This window comes from Sulfurimonas sp. (assembly GCF_034005705.1).
Taxonomy (GTDB): domain Bacteria; phylum Campylobacterota; class Campylobacteria; order Campylobacterales; family Sulfurimonadaceae; genus Sulfurimonas.
In genome coordinates, this window is the sequence record NZ_JAVEUF010000001.1 from 181426 (window position 1) to 195111 (window position 13686).

Annotated in this window: 14 protein-coding genes; 8 read left to right on the forward strand and 6 right to left on the reverse strand. The window is 43.3% G+C overall.

Annotation, left to right across the window (positions count from 1 at the left end):
- Positions 1-14: 14 nt before the first annotated feature.
- Positions 15-1229, reverse strand: a complete 1215-nt coding sequence (gene rmuC, locus RBR61_RS00885; protein ID WP_320341632.1) for a DNA recombination protein RmuC — start codon at positions 1227-1229, stop codon at positions 15-17.
- 79 nt (positions 1230-1308) lie between these two features.
- Here rmuC and RBR61_RS00890 point away from each other — a divergent pair, with 79 nt between their 5' ends.
- From RBR61_RS00890 to RBR61_RS00910, 5 genes are read left to right on the forward strand one after another with little or no spacing between them, the layout of a single operon-like run.
- Complete coding sequence (locus RBR61_RS00890) at positions 1309-2559, forward strand: EAL domain-containing protein (RefSeq protein ID WP_320341633.1); 1251 nt, start codon at positions 1309-1311, stop codon at positions 2557-2559.
- Positions 2560-2561: 2 nt separating this feature from the next.
- Positions 2562-2753: a YwbE family protein gene (locus RBR61_RS00895; RefSeq protein ID WP_320341634.1), complete on the forward strand. Its 192-nt coding sequence runs from the start codon at positions 2562-2564 to the stop codon at positions 2751-2753.
- Complete coding sequence (dbpA, locus tag RBR61_RS00900) at positions 2753-4123, forward strand: ATP-dependent RNA helicase DbpA (protein WP_320341635.1); 1371 nt, start codon at positions 2753-2755, stop codon at positions 4121-4123. The genes RBR61_RS00895 and dbpA overlap by 1 nt, the downstream gene beginning before the upstream one ends.
- Complete coding sequence (locus tag RBR61_RS00905; protein ID WP_320341636.1) at positions 4111-4623, forward strand: YgjP-like metallopeptidase domain-containing protein; 513 nt, start codon at positions 4111-4113, stop codon at positions 4621-4623. The genes dbpA and RBR61_RS00905 overlap by 13 nt, the downstream gene beginning before the upstream one ends.
- A gap of 18 nt (positions 4624-4641) precedes the next feature.
- Positions 4642-5400 carry a hypothetical protein gene (locus RBR61_RS00910; protein ID WP_320341637.1) on the forward strand — a complete coding sequence of 253 codons (759 nt, stop codon included), beginning with the start codon at positions 4642-4644 and terminating at the stop codon, positions 5398-5400.
- A 1-nt stretch (position 5401) separates the two neighbouring features.
- On the opposite strand, the gene RBR61_RS00915 is transcribed toward RBR61_RS00910, so the two are convergent.
- The 4 genes from RBR61_RS00915 to gltX all read right to left on the reverse strand — a co-directional run bounded on the left by RBR61_RS00915 (position 5402) and on the right by gltX (position 11220).
- Positions 5402-7333, reverse strand: a complete 1932-nt coding sequence (locus tag RBR61_RS00915) for a CHASE domain-containing protein (protein WP_320341638.1) — start codon at positions 7331-7333, stop codon at positions 5402-5404.
- A gap of 31 nt (positions 7334-7364) precedes the next feature.
- Complete coding sequence (locus RBR61_RS00920) at positions 7365-9197, reverse strand: ABC-F family ATP-binding cassette domain-containing protein (RefSeq protein ID WP_320341722.1); 1833 nt, start codon at positions 9195-9197, stop codon at positions 7365-7367.
- 93 nt (positions 9198-9290) lie between these two features.
- Positions 9291-9827 (reverse strand): alpha/beta hydrolase, encoded by a 537-nt coding sequence (locus tag RBR61_RS00925; protein WP_320341639.1) that lies wholly within the window; start codon positions 9825-9827, stop codon positions 9291-9293.
- 4 nt (positions 9828-9831) lie between these two features.
- Positions 9832-11220 carry a glutamate--tRNA ligase gene (gltX, locus tag RBR61_RS00930; protein WP_320341640.1) on the reverse strand — a complete coding sequence of 463 codons (1389 nt, stop codon included), beginning with the start codon at positions 11218-11220 and terminating at the stop codon, positions 9832-9834.
- A gap of 146 nt (positions 11221-11366) precedes the next feature.
- Here gltX and RBR61_RS00935 point away from each other — a divergent pair, with 146 nt between their 5' ends.
- Genes RBR61_RS00935 through RBR61_RS00945 form a run of 3 tightly spaced genes read left to right on the forward strand, consistent with a single transcriptional unit; the run spans position 11367 to position 13192 of the window.
- Positions 11367-12200, forward strand: coding sequence for a peptidylprolyl isomerase (locus tag RBR61_RS00935; RefSeq protein ID WP_320341641.1), 834 nt, complete (start codon positions 11367-11369; stop codon positions 12198-12200).
- Positions 12201-12203: 3 nt separating this feature from the next.
- Positions 12204-12647 (forward strand): dCMP deaminase family protein, encoded by a 444-nt coding sequence (locus RBR61_RS00940; protein ID WP_320341642.1) that lies wholly within the window; start codon positions 12204-12206, stop codon positions 12645-12647.
- Between the two features lie 2 nt (positions 12648-12649).
- Positions 12650-13192 carry an iron-sulfur cluster assembly scaffold protein gene (locus RBR61_RS00945; protein ID WP_320341643.1) on the forward strand — a complete coding sequence of 181 codons (543 nt, stop codon included), beginning with the start codon at positions 12650-12652 and terminating at the stop codon, positions 13190-13192.
- On the opposite strand, the gene arsC is transcribed toward RBR61_RS00945, so the two are convergent.
- Positions 13189-13542, reverse strand: coding sequence for an arsenate reductase (glutaredoxin) (gene arsC / locus RBR61_RS00950; protein WP_320341644.1), 354 nt, complete (start codon positions 13540-13542; stop codon positions 13189-13191). The two genes, RBR61_RS00945 and arsC, sit on opposite strands and share 4 nt — an antisense overlap.
- Between the last annotated feature and the right edge of the window lie 144 nt (positions 13543-13686).

The window sequence follows — 13686 nt, forward strand, 5'->3', positions numbered from 1 at the left end:
ATACAGAAGCAGATTTAATCTTCAAGCATATGCTGTGGCAGATTTTTGCTGTTCGCCGCTCCGAGTTTTTGAAGCTTTTGAAACTGGCTTGTTATGCTTCCGCTTCCAGAGTGCAGTTTTGAAAAGGTCTCGTCGTATGTCTTTTGGACGGTAGTTATCTGATTTCCGAGCTTCTCGACACTCTCAATGAATCCCGCGAACTTGTCAAAAAGAAGCCCCGCGCGTTTTGCAATCTCTTGGGCATTTTTCTGCTGTCTCTCATACTTCCAGCTGTTCTCGACCGCACGAAGTGATACCATCAGCGTTGTAGGACCAACCAAAATAACATTTCTTTTAAAGGCGTGGTCAAAGAGCGAGCCGTCATACTCCATCGCCATAAGCAGCGCGCTCTCGATAGGTATGAACATAAATATGAAATCGAGCGTTTTAATACCCTTTAGGTTTGTGTAATCTTTATCGCTGAGCTCTTTTATATGCTTTTTCATAGAAGAGAGATGCTCTATGGCGAAGTGCTCTTTTTGCTCTTCGCTCTCAGCCGAAGCATAGCGCTCATATGCCGTAAGGGAGGTCTTTGCGTCTATGATAATATCTCTGTTCTCGGGCAGATGCACCAAGACATCGGGGCGATATCTGCTTCCGTCGCTCTCATGCTCAAGACTTACCTCTCTCTCATACTCTTTGCCAAGCCTTAGCCCGGAGCTCTCAAGCACGCTCTCTAAGACCATCTCACCCCATACTCCCTGTTTTTTGCTCTCGCCTTTGAGCGCTTTTGTTAGGTTTTTGGCATCCTTGCTCATCTGATGGTTTATCTCTTTGATGCTTCTTATCTCGGCTTGAAGCATGGAGCGGTCTTTTGCCTCTTTGATATAGACATCATCTATCTGCTTTTTAAACTCACTAAACTGCTCCCTTATCGGTGCTATCATCTTGGAGATACTCTCTTGGTTCTGCAGAGAGAACTTCTGCGAGTTATTCTCCAGGATCTTTTGTGCAAGTTCTTGAAACTCAAGCCTCATCTGCTCTCTGTTTTGCTCCAGCAGTTCAAACTTCTCTCTGTTCTTTTCGTTTATGCCCTCAATACGCTCCTGCAGGACGGCGTTTTGGCTTAGAAGTGCGGCTGAGTTTTCTTTTTCTTGATGAAGCTGATTTTTAAGGGTTTGTACCACCGCTATCCAGACTCCAATGATTCCAAAAAGGAGACCCACTCCAACATAAACAGCTTCAACCATTTCAAAAACTCCCCGATTTATTGGCTTATTGTAGCAAAAAGATACTATAATCTACTTTTATAAAAAGTGAGGATTTTGTATGCAAAACTTATACTTCGCACGCCAGCCGATTCTTAACAGAGAAGCAAGGGTTGATTTTTATGAAGTGCTCAGAGCGCAAAAATCGCAGGAGGCAGGGAACGGTTTTATATTTGAGAGTTCACTTCTTGAAGCTTTGCAAAAGATCGGCAGACAGTCGGTTTTGGGAAAGCGAAGAGCATTTATAAAAGTAGACGAGAATCTGCTGATGGGCGCTAAGATATATACTCTCTCGCACGAATTTTTTATTTTTGCATTAACATCAGATATAGAGATAAGAGAAGACGTGATAAAAAGAGTGCGTGATCTCAATGAAAAAGGGTTTATCTTGGCAATCGACGATTTTGCGCCGAGCGCTGCGTCAATGAGCAAATACTCAAAGATAGTAGACGAGGTATCATTTGTCAAAATAGACTTTAACAGAACCGTTTTAGTGAATGAAGAGAGCAAAGAGATGGTTGCCAGAGTAAAAGAGAGGGGTGTTAGCGTTGTTGCGACAAACGTATCGGACAAGCTCAGATATGGGTTTGCAAAGAGTCTCGGCTGCCTATTTTTTCAGGGTTACTACTTCTCAAAAGCAAAGATGTTCGAGGAGGATCAGTGCAAGCCGCCGAGACTAAACATCCTAAAACTCTACTCTCTTCTTGCAAACGATGCGGATTTTGAAGTTATTGTAAATGAGTTCAAAAAAAACAGCTCGGTGAGCATTCTGCTTCTAAAGTATATAAATTCGGGGGCGTTTCACTTTAAGAACAAGATATCCTCGATCCATCATATATTGACGCTTGTGGGAAGGGAGCCACTCTCAAAGTGGCTGATGCTGGTGATATATTCAATGGCAAACGTTCCAAACCCAAAAACGTCACCGCTTATGCTGATGGTAAAGAACCGTACTGTTATGATGGAGAGAATTCTAAAAGAAGCGGTACCGGACGCAGGAAAAAGTATGATGGATCAGGCCTACTTTGTAGGCGTGTTATCACTCATAGATGTCCTCTTTGAAGATGATATGCAAAAGATACTTGATGAGATGAACGTATATGATGTCGTGAGAGATGCAATCTTAAAAGATAGCGGTATTTTGGGCGAAATATATGCACTAATAAGAGATATAGAGGAGTTTAACCCAAAAGCTATGATGGAGTTTGAAGAGAGACACGATCTAGAGAGCGGCGTCTTAGGAAAGATAATGATAGAGTGCATGAAAGAGGTTGCGGTATTTGAGGTCGCACTCTCTTCTATAGAAGGATAAAGATGGATCCAACTAAAAGAGCGGATATAAGAAGCGGTATGAGCGTAGCAATCGTACTTAAAGAGGATCAGGCTACAGGAAGACTGACAGATGGGATAGTTCGTGATATTTTAACAAAATCACCGACACATCCTCACGGAATAAAAGTCCGTCTGATGAGCCGCGAAGTCGGCAGAGTAAAGAAGATATATTGATGAACAAAAGAGATTTTTCAAACCTGCCTCTTAGCAAAGAGATGCTTCACAACTTAAGCGAGATGGGCTATAAAGAGATGACGCCCATTCAAGAACAGAGTCTGCCATATATACTTGAGGGCAGGGACGTGATCGCTCAGGCAAAGACGGGAAGCGGTAAAACGGCTGCCTTTGGCATCGGGCTGCTCTACAAGCTTCAGGTAAAAAAGTTCAGAGTCCAGTCTTTGGTATTATGCCCGACACGCGAACTTGCGGATCAGGTAGCGCGTGAGCTTAGGATGCTTGCAAGATTTGCCCATAATGTAAAGATATTGACGCTCTGCGGCGGAGCGGCTTTTGGTCCACAGCTCGGCTCGCTTCGTCACGGCGCGCATATAGTAGTGGGGACTCCGGGGAGAATTTTAAAGCATCTAAAAAAAGAGACGCTCTCACTCGAAGATGTTGATATGCTGGTTCTGGATGAAGCCGACAGAATGCTGGATATGGGCTTTAGCGAGGAGATAAACGAGGTCTTGGAGTTTGTTCCAAAACACAGGCAGACGCTTCTCTTCTCGGCTACGTACACCGATGAGATAATGGAGATCAGCACATCGATCCAAAACAGTGCCATAAATATAAAGACTACTTCTACAGAAGTCGCCAACAAGATAACCGAGCGTTTTTATGAGGCAGAAGATTCGCAGAAGATGAGTACGCTTATAAAAATCCTCGGCAGTTTCAAGCCCGATAACGTTATCGTGTTTGCTAACACAAAAGCCGAAGTTCAGGAAATTGCAGATACCTTGCAAAAAAACAGGATCGATGCGCTCGCTATTCACGGGGATCTGGAGCAGTACGAGAGAAATGACGTGTTAGTACAGTTCGCTAACAAAAGCTGCAGAGTGTTAGTGGCAACGGACGTTGCCGCGCGCGGACTTGACATTAAAGAGCTCTCCATGGTCGTAAACTATGATTTGCCGCACAGTGAGGAGATATATACGCACCGCATAGGCAGAACAGCCCGCGCGGGGGAAGAGGGGCTGGCTTTTACGCTGTTTACCCCTTATGAAGCTCCCAAGGCAGATGAGTACAAAAACGAGAGCCGTCTTTTTGAATCTGCAGCCTCTTTAAAAGTAGTAAACGGTTTTGAGATGAAGCCGCAGAACATAACGCTTGTCATCGAGGGCGGCAAAAAAGACAAAGTGCGCGCAGGCGATATTTTGGGAGCGCTTACGGGTGAAGCGGGCTTAAATGGCAGCTCTATCGGAAAGATAGATATCTATGAGAGACAGAGTTACGTCGCCATAGAGGCTTGTAAAGTTGACGAGGCGCACGATAAGTTAAAGAGCGGAAAGATAAAAGGGAAGAAGTTTTCGGTTTGGATTCTTTAAAATATATCAATCACTACTCGGAATCGACCAAGAAGCAGGTGCTGGAGCTTATATCGCAGAACAAATTGGCTTACTATCTCAAAAAAAAGTATCCGTCTGCTCATAACGTAAAGACGGACAAGGCGCTCTTTGGCTATGTGAATGAGCTTAAAGCTTCTCACATCAAAAACGCGCCCCCTCTTAGCAAAGTTCTCTACGACGGCAAGATAAACGTTATACATAATGCTCTTGGAACGCATCACTTTATCTCAAGGGTTCAGGGTGCAAAACTAAAGAGCAAAAACGAGATACGCATCGCTTCTATGTTTAAAAGTGCGCCTTTGGAATTTTTGGAGATGATAGTTGTGCATGAGCTCTCCCATTTTAAAGAAAAAGAGCACAACAGGGCATTTTACTCTCTATGCGAGTATATGCAGCCATCTTACCATCAAGTGGAGTTTGACCTGAGGCTCTATCTGACACAGATGGAACTTTTTGGCAAAATGGATGAGTGGAACTAAGAACAGAAGGAGCAAGATATGAGAGAAGAGATAAGTTTGGCAATTATTCAGAGCATTTCTGATTCGCAGCAGGATCTGATAGTAGTTTTTGAGGATGATGCACCGATCGTTATAAACAGAGCGTTTAAAAAGTTTTTTGCGGTCTCGTCACTGGATGATTACAAAGAGGAGTTCGGTCCATTTGTGAACAACTTTGTTCCGCATCCATCCTATTTTCACTCTGAGAAGATCGCAAAAGGGAGCAACTGGGTTGATGCCATCTTGGAACTTGACGATTCTGAGAGGATTGTAAGTATGATGACATCTGCTTACGAGCCGCACGCTTTTTTAGTAAAGCTGCGCAAGATTGAGGGGTATGTTATCGCAGTCTTTGAGGATATTACGCAAACACTTATTAAGCGCATAATGATCGAGAACAATGCGAGTATAGATCAGCAGAGCGGCGCTTATGCTAAAAACTACTTTTTGCATATTGCGCAAAGTTATCAGGATGCGGCATCTTTTAACAAGAAGATTATCAGTGCCATACTTATAAAGTGTGAGACAAAAACGGAGTCTGAACTGCCTGAGCTGGTTAAGCACTTTAAGGGCATTATACGACAAGACGATATGCTTATACGCTGGGAGGATGACTCTTTATTGCTTATATATCTTGTGGACAACTTGACAAATGCGCAAAGGATGATGGATAAAATCTATACAAACGGGTGCTCTTTTACTCTCATAACCCAAAAGGAGAAAGAGAGCATAAAAGAGTTTATAAAGAGAATTGATTAATTCAATCCTTTTTTTCAAAGAAGCAGTATCTGTTTTTTCCGCTCTCTTTTGCCATATACATCGCACTGTCTGCATTTTTGAACAGCGTCTGCTGATCAAGTCCGTCATCCGGGTAGATAGCTATGCCGATAGAGCCGGTAACAAACATCTTGTTGCCGTTAAACTCACAAGGCGTCTCGATTATTTTAAGAAGTTTCTCTGCTATATGCGAAGCGCCTTGTGCATCTGTATGCGGAAACAAAAAGATAAACTCGTCTCCGCCCAGACGAGAGACCGTATCCACCTCACGCAGTATGGAGGTGAAACGGTTTGAGAGCTCTATCAAAAGAGCATCGCCTGCATCATGTCCCAGAGTGTCGTTTACCTCTTTGAAACGGTCAAGATCCAAAAAGAGGACGCTTAGTTTTTCGTTGTTACGTTTTGACATGCTTATAGCGTAGTTAAGGCGCTCTTCCAGTTGAAACCTGTTTGGAAGTCCGGTAAGAGAGTCGAAGTTCGCAAGAAAATGGATACGCTCCTCCGAGTGTTTTTTATCGGTTATGTCCTCTTTTATGGCCATATAGTGAGATATTGTTCCGTCTATCCTAAATACCGGCGATGCTTTTACGCCCTCGATATACTCATCTCCGCTCTTGGTCTTGTTTACAAACTCCCCGTGCCAGATTTTGCCAAGCTGCAGGTTGCTCCACATATCATCGTACGCCTGGGCTCCAGTTTTGCCGGATTGTAAAAAGCGCGGGTTTTTCCCTATGGCTTCATGTTTTTCATAGCCTGTAATCTCTGTAAAAGACTTGTTTACATATTCTATGTTTCCGTCCAGATCGGTAATGACAATGGTATTTGGGCTCTGCTCGATAGCTTGGGAGAGCTTTAAAAGCTCCTGAGCCTGAATATTAAGAAGGTGTCTGCTTTTAAAAAGTGTCAAGACGATGTATAGTAAAAAGAACTGTACAGCCAGACCTGCCGCCGTCATCAAAAGAGGGTATATGGTATCTACGGACATATCGAATTTTTTGGTACTTGAGAAGTTTATATGCCAAGATACGTTGTTTAGCTTTAGCACTCTTTGTGCATGAAACTTCGATCTGTATGATGATGGCTCATAAGATCTGTAGAGGAGATGTTCGCTTGAAGTATTGGCGCTGTCGTATATATCAAAATTAAGAACAGATTTCTCCAAAACTATCTTGTTCATAAGGTCGTTCATACGAAAAGGGCTGTAGATAAACCCTATTATGGCTTTGCGTCTATCGTCTAGACTCTCTAGGTTTACGCACTTTTCATAGAGCGGCAGATACATTAAAATACCTGGTTGTACATTCTTGTCGATCTCTTGGACCAGAGTGACCTTTCCTGTAATTGCAGCCTCGCCGCTATCCATTGCTATCTGCATCGCAGCTCTGCGGGTAGGTTCTGAGAACATATCGTAGCCTATTGCCGCCGTGTTTCTCTCATCCATAGGCTCAAGGTAAAGAATAGAGCTGTATATATCACGTTTGCCTGCCGGCTTTAGAGAGAATGACGTAAAACCATCGTCTCTCATCTCCTGCTCTACTTTTGCCACATCTTGTGGCTTTATCATCTTTGAAAAGCCGATCCCCTGCATACCGGGGTAGTTCTTTTCAATATTGATGGCTTTTACAAAGTCGTGCCACTCTTTGCGGTTTACGTGATCGCTTCCGTGAAAGAATCCTACTCCGCTTTGGAGAATGTTCTCATACTTTTGCATACGGTTTTTGATCATATCTATGTTCTCATGTACAGTGTCTTCAAACTTCTGCGCGGCAATAGATTTATGAAAGTTCTGTGCAGCAAACCAGATGGTTACTGCAACAAGGATCGAGAACAGGATTACCAGAAAAACAGCAGCTCTGTTATAGACAAAACCTTTTCTTGAAAATGATATGGGCGAGTTGTAACACTTTGACGTCAAGTCTTTATCCTTAAAATATTATCTTTTTGGTTCAATCAAGAAGAGCTATCTTTTCATCATATCTCTGATTAATCATATCCAGTTCACTCTGAGCAGTTTCTAAAAGTTCAAAAAACTCTTCGATCTCGCTCTCCTGCGATGCAACCAGTTTTGAGAGCTCCATGATCTTTGTGGTGTCGCCTTCGTTTGAGGCTGAGGTAAGTTTATCGTGGTTAAGCGAGAGAAGCTCTTCTGTTTTGATTATGGAGTCTTCGAGCTTTTGAACTCTCTTTCTCAGAGGCGATGTCTCTGTATTTCTCTCTCTTACAAGCTCTGCTCTTAGTTTTTTACTCTCTTTGGTGTTGTTTGTTTTTGGCTTCTCTTTGGGCTTCTCTTCTTCCTCTTCTTCCCATCCTATCTTCTCTAAAAAGAGATCGTATCCGCCGTCAAAATACTCTGCACCCTCTTTGGTGAATATAATGAGCCTGTCACACGTGCGGCGCAGCAGCTCCTCTGAGTGCGTTACGATGATTGTGGAGCCTTTAAAGTTCTGGATGGCTATGGTGAGTGCCTCTATGGAGTCCATATCCAAGTGGTTTGTCGGCTCATCCAAAAAGAGAAGATTGACGTCGCGTGCTAAGATACGCCCGAGCATTACACGGCTCTTCTCGCCTCCCGAGAGAAGAGAGACCTTTTTATCTGCACTCTCACCGCTAAACATCATAGCCCCCGCAATGCCACGAACAGCCTGAGCTGATATCTTTGTGTTGGCTGAGTGTATCTCATCGAGGACATTGTTGTTTTGGTCGAGTCTTGCAATATTTGTCTGCCCGAAGTGTGCAAAAGAGGTGCTAGGGTGCATATGAACCTCCCCGCTTAGCGGTTTTAGCTCGCCTGCGATCGTATTTAGAAGAGTTGACTTACCCTTACCGTTCTTTCCGATGATGCCAAGACACTCCGCTTTTTGTAGTACAAAAGAGATGTTTTTAAAGAGGATGTTATGAGGCGTATAGCCGAAACTTAGCTCTTTAACGTCAAGCAGAACCTTTGCGGGCGTATCTTTGTAGCTAAAATCGAACTTCAGCGTGGAGTCATAGCCAAGATCTTCAAGCAGCTCCATCTTCTCAAGCTGTTTTACTTTTGACTGAGCAAGAGCGGCGGTCGAGGCGCGAGCTTTGTTTTTGGCAATGAACTCCTCAAGCTCTTTTACTTTTCTGTCCTGCGAGATCTTCTGTTTCTCATAAAGCTCCTCATCTGCTTTAAGCTGCCCATAAAACTTGTGTGTATCGCCTTGAACTATATTTAGTTTTTTTCTTATGATACCCATTGTATGGGTAGTTACACCATCCATAAAATTACGATCGTGCGTGATTAGTATCACTTCGCCCTCAAACGCTTTTAGAAAGTTTTTCAGCCATCTAAGAGATACGATGTCAAGATAGTTCGTCGGCTCATCCAAAAGCAGAAGGTTTGGTTCGGTAACTAACAGCTTTGCAAGGTTTATGCGGATCTGATAGCCTCCCGAGAAGGAGAGAGGGTCTTTTTCAAGGTCTTCGTGCGTAAATCCGAGTCCAAAGAGGATCTTCTCGACTCTGTATAGGTCATACTTCATATCCTCTTCAAGAGCTAGTGCCGCCTCTTCTCTTAGCGTGCTCTCGCTAAACTCAAGATACTGTTTAAGCGCGCCTATCCTGTACCCTTTTGGTATGATTACCTCACCGCTATCAGGAGTCTCTTCGCCCAATATGATCTTAAAAAGTGTAGATTTGCCGCTTCCGTTGCGACCTACAAGCCCTATCTTGTTGCCGGAGTTTAGCCTAAGGCTGAGGTTGCTAAAGAGTTCCTGCTTTGCAAAATTTTTGGAGATGTTTATAAGCTGTATCATAGACTTTCTTATTTTATTACGCATAAAGGAACAAAGTCCCTTTATGCTACGCTAGCCGCTAAGGCACTAAAGCTAGCCGCATAAAGCGGCAGATTATTTTGTATTTTTTATCTCTTCTAACATCCATGGCCACTCTCCGTATCCGCTATCGCTGTTTATATGTCCCGCATTTTGCAGAACAAGCATCTCGATGTCAAGCGCTTTTTGAAGCTCATCCGCCTCTTGCATCGTCATATACGGATCATTTGTCGAGGTGATAAGAAGCGGTTTTTTTGCATAGAGCTTTGTAGGTATATTGCACGGGAAAAAACTCTTCAGCTCTTTGATGTCGCACTTAAGGCTTGGAGGGGCAACGAGAAAAAGGTTATCCAGCTCTTTGATGCCGCCTTCGTTGCAGACGTGAAACCAGAGTATGTTCGCAACTGAGTGGCAGATAACGATGTTTGGTTTAAACTCCTCAAGCTCACGCTTTAACTCGCTCATCCACTCATCTTTGTTCGGGAGGTCGATATTGCTGAACTTTAAAAAACTTACACATCCGTAATCTTTTGCGATCTCTCCTGAGAGCCAACTCTGCCAGTGCGGGAAATCACTCCCGCCCCAGCCGTGAAGTATTAAAACTCTCTTCATTTTTTTATGAGTGCTCGGCAATGGCGTTTGCTATGCGCAACATGGTCTCATCCCTGCCGATTATCGCCATGACGCTGTCAAGTCCAGGACCGCTCATCTTGCCCAAAAGTGCGACACGAAGAGGCTGTCCTATCTTGCCAAAGCCGATTCCCATCTCATCTACGACCTCTTGCATAAGGTGGTGGTAATCGCTTGGGAGATGAAGCTCTTTTGCAGCAGAGACCTTCGCGCCAAAAGCGTTTAGTATCTCGATAGCATCACCTTTAAATGCCTTCTCTACAGCTTTTTGGTCGTAGTAGCTTGGAGTCGTTATGATCTCATAAACAAGAGACGCCATCTCTTTTAGAGTTTTTGCGCGCTCTTTTATGGCATCTAGAAGGATCTCTTTTTTATCGTGAGATGTAAGGAGCAGCCCGTACTGTTCAAGCAGTTTTGCAAGCTCGCTGTTTGGAGTGTTCTTGATATAGTGAGAGTTTAGCCAGTCAAGCTTTTCCGTGTTGTATATGGATGCCGAGCGGTTGATGTTCTTAGGGTCAAAAAGCTCTCTCATCTCATCCATGGAGAATATCTCCTGATCTCCGTGGCTCCATCCAAGGCGTACCAAAAAGTTCAGCAACGCTTCGGGAGTGTATCCCATCTCTTTGTATGCCATAACATCGGTTGCGCCGTCACGTTTTGAGAGTTTTTTGCCTTCATGGTTGTGGATCATCGGGACATGGTGAAACTTAGGTATATTAAAACCGAGCGCTTGATAGATCACTATCTGTTTTGGCGTGTTTGAGAGGTGGTCGTCTCCGCGAATGACCTCTGTCACGCCCATAAGATGGTCATCGATAGCTACAACAAAGTTGTATGTAGGCGAACCGTCAGCTCTGGCAATTACAAAATCATCCAAAATATCTTCGGCTTTGAAAATAATGTCGCCCTTGACACCGTCACAAACGACTATCTCTCCATTTAGCGGCGCTTTTATGCGGATGACCGGCTCTACTCCTTCAGGCGGAGTGCCTGTAAAGTCACGATACTTGCCGTCATATTTGGTTCTCTCTTTGTTCGCCATCTGAGTCTCTCTAAGCTCTGCGAGCTCCTCTTTTGACATATAGCATCTGTAGGCTTTTCCCTCATCTAAAAGCTGATTTATATACTCTGCATATATCTCATCTCTTTGAGATTGGTACACTATCTCGCCGTCATGCTCCAGACCAAGCCAATGAAATGCATTTACGATCGCATCTGCCGCTTCTTTTGAATTTCTTGCTTTGTCGGTGTCTTCAATGCGAAGAAGAAACTTGCCGCTATTTTTTCTAGCCCAGAGGTAGGAAAAAAGAGCCGTTCTTAGACCGCCGATGTGTAGATAGCCTGTAGGACTTGGAGCAAAACGGGTAACAACCATAAAAATCCTTTGATTACCAAATACAACTAACCACAACTGCTTAAAGAGGCTATGGTTAATTGTATTTGGTATAAATAGTTACGGAATTTTAGGCTAACATTTGTTAAAAGCGGGTAAAATACCCTTTTTAATTTATAGGATGACATATGTATAAGATACTTTTATCTCTTTTTATTGGTGCGATGTTAAACGCGGAGCTTATTAACGGTGTTAGCGTCGTAGTAAAAGGGGAGCCGATAACTCTTTATGATATAAAAGAGGAGATGAAAATATCCAGAGTCGATGCCCAGAGCGCTACAGACAGTCTCATAAGAAAAAAGCTTGAAGAAGCAGAGATAGCAGAGCGAAAAATAAGTGTTACGAGTTCTGAAGTTTATGATGACATTAAAAAGACCGCTATGACAAACAATATGAGCATAGATGAGCTTTACGAGGCGGTCAGAAACTCGAACGGACTTACTTCGGCACAGTTTAAAGATAGGACTAAAGAGAAGCTTCTCTCGCAAAAACTCTACTCGGCGATCGCTTACTCATCTATAGACACTCCAAGCGAGGATGAGTTAAAAGAGTACTATGAGCTTCACAAAGGTGACTTTTTACGCCCGAGCGCTTTTGATGTGACCATCTACAGCTCAAAAAGCAGAAGTGCTCTTGAGAAAAAAACGACCATCCCCATGTTTCACTCAGATGAGATAAAGATGGATGAGCAGATACTTGAGTATGACAGAATATCTCCAGAGCTTGCAAGACTTCTAGAAAATACTCAGATAAACAGTTTTACCCCGGTCGTCTCTGAAGCAAACGGAATGTTCGTGAGTTTTTACCTAAAAGAGATAAAAGCGCCAAGCAGCGTGGAGTATGAGGGTGTTAAAAATCAGATAATGAACCTTATTATGTCTCAAAAGAGAGAGCAGGTTTTAAGCGACTACTTCGCAAGACTCAGAAATAGCGCGGACATAAAGATAATCAGAGAACTCTAAAAGATGTTGAGCGATGAAAATTTTATAAACATAGCAAAGGAGCTCTCAAGCGCTTCAAAGTGCGTCTCCAAGCAGGTCGGAGCGGTAATCGTTAAAGACGGAAGAATACTAAGCACGGGCTATAACGGGACTCCTGCAGGGTATATAAACTGCCGCGACCATTGGGATGGGGAGTATACATCGCAGCATCACGAGTGGTCAAAGACCTATGAGATACACGCTGAGATGAACGCTATTATCTGGGCAGCAAGAAAAGGCATAAGCATAGAGGGCGCAACAATTTACGTTACGCTTGAGCCATGCAGCGAGTGCAGCAAGAACATCATAGCAAGCGGGATCAAACGCATTGTATATCTAAAACCATACGAGCATAATCACTCAGAGATCATCTCAAAATTTATAAAAGACAACAACGTAAGCATTGAAATGCTGGGTCAAAGAGGTTGAAAATGGATGAACAAAAAGCATTAGAGGCTGAGATAGGAAAACATCTTATGCAGCCTGAAAACTACGGCAAACTTGAGAATGCTACTTGTGTCGGAGTGGGGATCGACCATGCGACAAAAAGCTATGTCATCATGTATATAAATAGAGACGAGAACTCTATACTGGACGTAAAATTCGGCACAAACGGAAATCAGGACACGACTACGCTTGGCTCTATATTTACAGAAATGATAAAGGGCGAGAGCATAGAAGAGGCACTTGAGATAACGTCAAATTTGGAGAAAGATCTTCAAGAGAGTTATGCGGCTATTCCTGCCCCAAAAGTAGATACTACAAAACCAGAAGGCGAACAGGTCGAGCGGGTCTCAACAGAGCATCAAGACAGTGCAAACATGGTGCTTACCTCATTTCGTGCAGCAATGCGTCATTATGAGAGAAAGCTAGGCGGCATAGATGAGGAGCAGTTTGAGATGAGCATTGTTAAAACCTGCCCATACTCGACGACCGAGTGCCACTTTGTAACGAAAGATAAGAAAAAATCTTAGGACTCTAAAAACTCCGCGATCCTCTCTGTCGGTCTTCCTATGATCGCTCTATCGCCCTTTATGATTATGGGGCGTTCAATAAGCTTTGGATGTTTTGCCATCGCTTCTATTAGAGCCTCGTCATCTTTGGCATCTTTTAAATTCAGCTCTTTGTATATATCCTCTTTAGTTCTCATCAACTCTCTTGGCGCAATGCCCAGCATCTTTAATATGCTCTTGATCTGAGCTTTATCTGGGGACTCCTCCAGATACTTCACAACCTCGGCATCACACTTTTTCTCTTTTAATATCTCCATAGCCTCGCGTGACTTTGAACATTTGGGGTTATGCCATATTTTTATTTCTTGCATTTTGACCTCTTTTTTGTCGGCATTTTACACTATAATTGAAAAATGAATATTTTTATAACCATACCTACTCTCTTAGGCTTCACCTTGGGTACCCCAAATCTCCTGCACGAGATTTGACCCTAAGGTTGCAGAATCGTTCGCTTC

What these genes read in the sequence shown, in the direction of transcription:
- RBR61_RS00940 (WP_320341642.1), top strand. Translation starts at nt 12,204, where the DNA reads ATGTTGAGCGATGAAAATTTTATAAACATAGCAAAGGAGCTCTCAAGC.
- RBR61_RS00925 (WP_320341639.1), bottom strand. Translation starts at nt 9,827, where the DNA reads ATGAAGAGAGTTTTAATACTTCACGGCTGGGGCGGGAGTGATTTCCCG.
- dbpA (WP_320341635.1), top strand. Translation starts at nt 2,753, where the DNA reads ATGAACAAAAGAGATTTTTCAAACCTGCCTCTTAGCAAAGAGATGCTT.
- RBR61_RS00895 (WP_320341634.1), top strand. Translation starts at nt 2,562, where the DNA reads ATGGATCCAACTAAAAGAGCGGATATAAGAAGCGGTATGAGCGTAGCA.
- RBR61_RS00910 (WP_320341637.1), top strand. Translation starts at nt 4,642, where the DNA reads ATGAGAGAAGAGATAAGTTTGGCAATTATTCAGAGCATTTCTGATTCG.
- RBR61_RS00920 (WP_320341722.1), bottom strand. Translation starts at nt 9,197, where the DNA reads ATGATACAGCTTATAAACATCTCCAAAAATTTTGCAAAGCAGGAACTC.
- gltX (WP_320341640.1), bottom strand. Translation starts at nt 11,220, where the DNA reads ATGGTTGTTACCCGTTTTGCTCCAAGTCCTACAGGCTATCTACACATC.
- RBR61_RS00890 (WP_320341633.1), top strand. Translation starts at nt 1,309, where the DNA reads ATGCAAAACTTATACTTCGCACGCCAGCCGATTCTTAACAGAGAAGCA.
- arsC (WP_320341644.1), bottom strand. Translation starts at nt 13,542, where the DNA reads ATGCAAGAAATAAAAATATGGCATAACCCCAAATGTTCAAAGTCACGC.
- rmuC (WP_320341632.1), bottom strand. Translation starts at nt 1,229, where the DNA reads ATGGTTGAAGCTGTTTATGTTGGAGTGGGTCTCCTTTTTGGAATCATT.
- RBR61_RS00935 (WP_320341641.1), top strand. Translation starts at nt 11,367, where the DNA reads ATGTATAAGATACTTTTATCTCTTTTTATTGGTGCGATGTTAAACGCG.
- RBR61_RS00945 (WP_320341643.1), top strand. Translation starts at nt 12,650, where the DNA reads ATGGATGAACAAAAAGCATTAGAGGCTGAGATAGGAAAACATCTTATG.